Genomic DNA, 6,626 nt, shown 5'->3' on the forward strand with positions numbered 1-6,626 from the left:
GCAGCCCAGCTGTCGCGCAATCCGCTTCAGACCCCACCCGCACGCCCTCAGGCGCAACATCTCCGCCACGTCATCCGGCGTCTTCATCACCTGCCCCCGTGGATCAATCCACGACGAGCCTTCAGTGATTCGTTCCTGCTTCATTCACTCTCTCCCCAGCTATCCGAGGAGGGGGCAATTCCTCGTGACGCTGAGGGGGCAGTTTTCCATGGCGCGCGACACCCATCGGAAATAAGCTCCTGCCGGGGACGCTCCCGCATGATTCTTGTACTCCGCGACCCCGCCTCCCGCCGATTTAATCCGGGACGCCCGCCTCATCGATAACGCGTTGTGGCACGCCGCACCTCGCTTGATCGCGCGCACTTACGGAGAGCTTAGGCCAGACGCGAGCTAGCCTTCCGGACATCTATAACCCGGAGCCTCGCTTCGCGAAGGCCGGCCGGTTCGCCTAGAGCGGCAGCACGGTACGAGTTGATTGTCTCATCATCCAAGCGCCTATCACGCGAAGCTGCTTGGGACGGTGCTTTGAGGCGGCCTGTTCCACGCGAGGGATCTTTTTGGGCCCAAACGCGGCTTGCCAATCTGACCCGCCGATCCGTTCGCCAGGGCGCGCGCGACTACGAGAAGCATAAGCCTCTGATTGTAGCCAACAGGTCGATCGTGTCGATATCGGCAAGCCATGTCTGCGACAAAAATCATCTGGCATCAGGTGATCCTGGTTTGCCTAATCGCGTTCACCTTCGTGTGGGCCGCGACCGAATGGACTGCTTGTCAGCTTGCGTTCCAGCCGCAGCTTGGACCGGCCTGGTTCAGATTAGGCACCTGGCCCGTCTACCAGCCGTTTGCCTTCTTCATCTGGTGGTTTGAATTCGACGCTTACGCGCCCACGATATTCCTCCAGGGGGGCGCCATTGCCGGGAGCGGTGGGATCGCGGCAGTCGCCGCAGCAATGGTGCTTTCGGTCTTGCGCGCGCATGAGGCTCGCGATGTCACGACTTACGGATCAGCGCGTTGGGCCGATACGCGCGAAGTCAAACGGGCGGGGTTGCTAGGCAACGATGGCCTTGTGCTCGGGCGTTTCCATGGTCGATATCTTCGCCATGATGGGCCTGAGCACGTGCTCTGCTTTGCGCCTACCCGTTCGGGCAAGGGAGTCGGCCTTGTGGTTCCGACGCTTTTGACCTGGCCGCGTTCGGTGATCGTCCACGATATCAAGGGCGAGAATTTCCAGTTGACCTCGGGGTGGCGCGCGCACCTTGGAGATGTACTCTTGTTCGACCCGACCAACGCAGCAAGCGCGGCCTACAATCCCCTTCTTGAGATTCGCCGTGGTGATTGCGAAGTACGAGACGCGCAAAATGTCGCGGATATCCTGGTCGATCCCGAAGGGGCGCTCGAGCGGCGCAATCATTGGGAAAAAACCAGCCATTCTCTGCTCGTCGGCGCTATCCTGCATGTCCTCTACGCTGAAGCTGACAAGACACTTGCCGGGGTTGCCAGATTCCTTTCGGACCCGTGCCGCCCGATCGAGGCCACGCTGAATGCGATGCTTGCGACTCCCCATCTTGGTGATCGCGTTCATCCCGTCGTCGCTTCAGCTGCGCGAGAGCTGCTCAACAAGAGCGAAAACGAGCGGTCGGGCGTGCTGTCGACCACAATGAGCTTCTTGGGCCTTTATCGCGATCCGGTCGTCGCTAAGGTCACCGCGCGGAGCGATTGGCGCATTCGCGATCTCGTCGACAGACAGCAGCCCGTTTCACTCTATCTCGTCGTGCCGCCATCCGACATCGTCCGCACAAAACCCCTGATGCGGCTCATCCTCAACCAGATCGGACGGCGCCTGACCGAGAGCCTGGATCCCGACCGGCGCCGTCAAAAGCTCCTCCTGATGCTCGATGAGTTTGCAGCCCTTGGCCGCCTCGATTTTTTCGAGAGCCAGCTTGCCTTCATGGCGGGCTATGGCATTCGCAGTTTCCTGATCACTCAGAGCTTGAATCAGTTAGAACGCGCCTATGGGCCGAACCACGCGATTCTCGACAATTGTCACATCCGGATCGCCTTCTCCACAAATGACGAGCGCACCGCTAAGCGCGTCTCGGATGCGCTGGGGACCGCAACCGAACTGCGCGCCATGAAAAACTATGCCGGGCATCGCTTAAGTCCCTGGCTTGGACACTTGATGGTGAGCCGCCAAGAGACGTCCCGTCCGCTCCTGACGCCCGGCGAAGTCATGCAGCTCTCATCGAAAGAGGCGATTGTGATGGTGTCGGGCCTCCATCCGCTGCGTGCCACTAAGGTTCGTTACTATGAGGACCCGCAATTTCAGAAGCGAATCGTCAAGCCCGCTGAAACAGGAACAATTCTCTTGTCCTCGCGCCCAGATGAAGACTGGTCAGGGAACCCAACCCCTGCGCCCTCGACCGAACTGCTTGCGCCTCGGCAGCGAAAGCGTGGCGATCCGAATGGAGGGCTGCGGCGCGAGCCAGAATTGCCGCAGCACGAGGAGATCGAAATCAAGGCACCGCTCGCGGAACATGAGTTCGATGCTGGTCCCGATGAGCCCGACGCAGATGCTGTCCAGGCACAAGCGCTTAGCCGCGCAATGCACGGATTAGCGCGCGCGACCAGCCTCGACCCTGACGATGGCATGGACCTCTGAGTTGGCAAATCGGTGAAAAAGATTCAGCTCAGTGTCTACCTTGATCCGGAGACATTCAGAACCCTTGATGTCTTCGCGGAGCGTCGTGGCCAACCCAAGTCGCTGGTCGCAGAGGCCGCGATCACGTCATTTCTTTCGCCTGACGATTCCGACCGACGCGAGGCGGCTATTGCCAAGCGGCTGGATCGGACCGCACGGCTGCTCGAGCGTCTCGAACGCAATGGCAACATCACGCTCGAGACGCTCGCCCTGTTCATTCGCTTCTGGTTGACATCGGTGCCGGCATTACCAGAACAATCCAGTCCAGCCGCTCGCGCCAAAGGCGCCGAACGTTATGATCGATTCGTTGAAGCGCTTGGCCGAAGGCTTTCCAGCGGATCAACCGTTCTGAAAGAGGTGAGCTTCGATTCGAACCCCGCAATTCCAGAGTAATTCAACAACCGACGAGCGGGCGGGCGATGCAGGACTACAAGGGAATTTGCGAGGGTGCTCGCGCCGAGTACATTTCGGCCGCAAACAACGATAGAGCCAAATCGAACGGAGCGAGCGCGTTAGATTGGTACCGACGGCAGATATCTGAGGGTAGCAGGCCGCATGACATGAATGCTGAAATCTGAAGCGAGTTGAGACTTGTCCGGTCTCCATCGAGCTGCCGCTCACTGGAGTAACGCTGCTTGCTTGAGCAAGCGGAAGCCTTCCAGAGTTTCAAGGTCTTCTGAATAGTTGGCCTACCAGTTTTAGCGAATTGCATCGCAGGTCCTCTGTGTTAGCAATCCACGTTGTAAGGTCTTACTATGCGAACATCCTGTCGAAAAATGCGAGAACTTGCACTGCCGCACACTTCAGCAAACTGGTGCGACGTTATCCGTTTACGTCAGATTGCGATCGGGCAACGCCTGAGATCGTCTGCAACATGTTTCCACAATTCCAAAGGAACGGAACTAAATCGTCCCCTTTCGATGGAAGGGACAGCTGCGCCACGAGAAGCCTATTGGCTTGGAGCCGTTTGAATGAGGCCCAATTCCCCCGGATGGCGACGATGGCCAAGCATCCTCACACCAAATCCAATCTGATCCGCTCTCTCGCCTCACGACAAGACGGCGTTACACAAGCAGAGTTGCGCAAGGCCACGGGATGGAAGCTTGTCCCGATGCCCCTGATCGCCAAGCGGTGCAAGATGAAGCTGATTACCAAACGTGAGAAGGGCAACCTCACTCGCAAGAATGGTAAGATCGCCAGCAAGAGCGGCCACTTCGCCACGTACTACATGATGGCGCATGATTCGACTACGGCAGTAGCCGACGCGACTACCGACACAGTAGGTAGAAAGCCTTATCCCTCAACGCATAAGCCAAGCGATGCGGAAAACGCGTCATGAGCCAAAGTCCTGCAGGGCATTGTGCAGCTATCTGGACAGGGAGGCTTGGCGATTGCCGCTTTTCGCGCTGGCTATCCCGCTTCGAAGGAATGCGCGAAACTATTATAGCCCGTTTCGATGCCAATGCCGAAATCGCGAAACCCGGCTCGCTCGCGGAAACAACGCAGCAGAGCTTTGACGTCTTAAGCGTCAATTTCCCTAGACCCTATTTCAACGTCCACAGCGCGTTGCCTCTCGTGCGCAACCTAAACGCGATCGGCTTCACGGCTTCTTTGTCCGATCAGGTCGGAATTGCGGGAACATCGGCCGTATCCGCATCCAAGGCCGCACTGTGCAACTTGACGCGAGCGCTTGGCGACCAACTGATCCGCCGAAGCGTTCAGGTAAACGCCGAGGGCTCGGGCGTCATCGAAAGCCCGCTGTTTAGGAAGATCGGCATTTCCGAGGCCAGCGTGCAAGACCGCGGAACGGTCCTGCTCGAGCAGATAGCCGCGAAACACTTCGGCAAGCCACGCAAGATCGCGGCGCGTGAGCTTCCTCGCTTTCTGCGACGCATCCTACATCACCGGCATCGACGTGCCTGTCGATGGCAGACGCACACAGCCCTGAATCCAACAAGCCCTGCCGATGTGCTCGAAGAGCCTCCCGTGACAGTCATCTGTCGTCCTCTACACCAGTCCAGTGCAGCGCTCGAATACTCACAATGAGAAGAAGAGAATGAGAAACATCGTCAAGGCAGCCGCCGTACAGATCAGCCCCATGTTGTACAGCCGAGAGGGGACAGTCGAGAAGATCACCAAAAAGATTCGCGAATTGGGCAAGAAGGGGGTGCGTTTCGCCACGTTCCCCGAGACCATCATTCCCTACTACCCGTATTTCTCGTTCGTCCAGCCGCCCTTCACGCTTGCCAAGGAGCATCAGAGGCTGCTTGAGCAATCCCTTACGGTACCCTCTGCGGAGACGCATGCGATCGGCGATGCCGCCAAGGACGCCCAAATGGTCGTTTCCGTCGGCGCCAATGAGCGGGACGGAGGATCAATCTACAACACTCAACTCCTGTTCGATGCGGACGGCACGCTGATCCAGCGTCGCCGCAAGATCACCCCTACTTATCATGAGCGGATGGTCTGGGGCCAGGGCGACGGTGCCGGCCTTCGCGCCGTAGACAGCGCGGTTGGCCGGATCGGCCAGCTTGTGTGCTGGGAACATTATCTCCCGCTGGCCAGATACGCCTTGATTGCCGATGGCGAGCAGATCCACTCCGCGATGTACCCCGGTTCGATCTTCGGCCCCCTCTTCTCCCAGCAAACGGAAGTGAGCACCCGGCAGCATGCCCTTGAGTCGGCCTGCTTCGTCGTCAGCGCAACCGCATGGCTCAACGCCGACCAACAAGCCCAAATTGCCAACGACACGGGCGCTGCTATCGCTCCGATTTCGGGCGGTTGCTTCACCGCTATCGTTGCCCCCGATGGTCAATTGATAGGCGAGCCCCTGAAGGAAGGTGAAGGAGATGTGATTGCAGATCTCGACTTCATCGAAATCGACGGGCGCAAGAGAGTGATGGATGCAAGCGGTCACTACAGTCGCCCTGAACTGATCAGCCTCCTGATCGACCGGACACCTTCTTCGCACGTCCATGAACGGATTATTCCCCCCAGGAGCGTGGCGACTACCGGCCTTCACCGCGAGGCCCGCGCTCTGACGCCGCTTGAGAGTTAATGGTCCTGCCCGCCAGGGCCGGAGGAGATTGGTGCATCCCGCTTCGACCCGAACGGCCGGAGATACAGGTAGAAGGAACTAGTTTGCAGCAGGGCCATGCGGGCCGCTCGCATGATCCAGACCGATTCTCTATTGGAGAAATGCCCAGCTGCGGAGCCTCGCCGAGGCCTTCAGCCTACAGCGCACCTCGTCACTGCAGCGGCAAGTACGCTTCAGGTGTTCGAACTGTTACGCTGACCGCCGCATCGCCCATCCTTGCAGCGCCCCGCCTCGAGATCTGGATGTTGCCTCAATGAGGATCCGCTCATATCGCAAAGGCCACATCGTCAGCTCGAGACGGTCGTCACGGCAGGTCTTTCCGAGTGGCGTCCAACGGCGGGGGAGATCAGGTCCAGGCAATCCTCGCCGGGGAAGCTGGCGGCTGAAGGTGAACGCGGAGTCAAGCTACGGTGAGTTGTATGCAAGGGCATCCAGCATTCTGCGCAACACGAGCCCCATTCGGGGTAGGAATTCCATGGAGGACGATAAAACCAGATTACTTGCCGAGAAGGTGCCCACTCTTGCGCTCAACGATCCGGAGCCAGCCGCGCGGCTTGAGCGCTGGGCCAAAGAATACGCAAAATGGTGTCCTCGACCCAGCCTCCAGACGCGATGAAGATTCGTAACTGCCGCCGCACGGTGCTCCAGGAGGCGCCGGCACGCTCTCAGTAAACAACCGCAGTTTCAGGGCGCAGTATCCAGGCCTATGCTGGCCGGATGGAGCAAACAGTAGTCGTCCGTGAAGAACCTCCAAGCGGTTGATCAAGAATCAGTTTTCGGGGCGAGAAGGTCTTGGGGATTGCAAACTTTCGGGCTTTGACGGCCCAAAAG

At 58.8% G+C, this 6,626-nt stretch carries 5 protein-coding genes; all 5 read left to right on the forward strand.

Features of this window, described 5'->3' with window-relative positions:
• Window positions 1-679: 679 nt before the first annotated feature.
• Window positions 680-2,659 carry a conjugal transfer protein TraG gene (locus IVA91_RS29325; RefSeq protein ID WP_247450185.1) on the forward strand — a complete coding sequence of 660 codons (1,980 nt, stop codon included), beginning with the start codon at window positions 680-682 and terminating at the stop codon, window positions 2,657-2,659.
• 12 nt (window positions 2,660-2,671) lie between these two features.
• Window positions 2,672-3,091: a CopG family transcriptional regulator gene (locus tag IVA91_RS29330; protein ID WP_247278024.1), complete on the forward strand. Its 420-nt coding sequence runs from the start codon at window positions 2,672-2,674 to the stop codon at window positions 3,089-3,091.
• Between the two features lie 607 nt (window positions 3,092-3,698).
• On the forward strand, window positions 3,699-4,037 hold the full coding sequence (locus IVA91_RS29335; protein ID WP_247419236.1) for a hypothetical protein: 339 nt from the start codon (window positions 3,699-3,701) through the stop codon (window positions 4,035-4,037).
• A complete protein-coding gene (locus IVA91_RS29340; RefSeq protein ID WP_247459776.1) occupies window positions 4,034-4,744 on the forward strand; it encodes an SDR family oxidoreductase in 711 nt (236 codons plus the stop codon). Before IVA91_RS29335 ends, IVA91_RS29340 begins: the two co-directional genes overlap by 4 nt.
• Before the next feature lie 10 nt (window positions 4,745-4,754).
• Window positions 4,755-5,756: a nitrilase-related carbon-nitrogen hydrolase gene (locus IVA91_RS29345; protein ID WP_247419241.1), complete on the forward strand. Its 1,002-nt coding sequence runs from the start codon at window positions 4,755-4,757 to the stop codon at window positions 5,754-5,756.
• The last annotated feature ends 870 nt before the right edge of the window (window positions 5,757-6,626 follow it).

This window comes from Bradyrhizobium sp. 153 (genome assembly GCF_023073835.1).
In the GTDB taxonomy this organism is placed as follows: domain Bacteria; phylum Pseudomonadota; class Alphaproteobacteria; order Rhizobiales; family Xanthobacteraceae; genus Bradyrhizobium.

Coding starts and splice junctions, on each gene's coding strand:
- IVA91_RS29340 (WP_247459776.1), top strand. CDS start 4,034: ATGAGCCAAAGTCCTGCAGGGCATTGTGCAGCTATCTGGACAGGGAGG.
- IVA91_RS29345 (WP_247419241.1), top strand. CDS start 4,755: ATGAGAAACATCGTCAAGGCAGCCGCCGTACAGATCAGCCCCATGTTG.
- IVA91_RS29325 (WP_247450185.1), top strand. CDS start 680: ATGTCTGCGACAAAAATCATCTGGCATCAGGTGATCCTGGTTTGCCTA.
- IVA91_RS29335 (WP_247419236.1), top strand. CDS start 3,699: ATGGCCAAGCATCCTCACACCAAATCCAATCTGATCCGCTCTCTCGCC.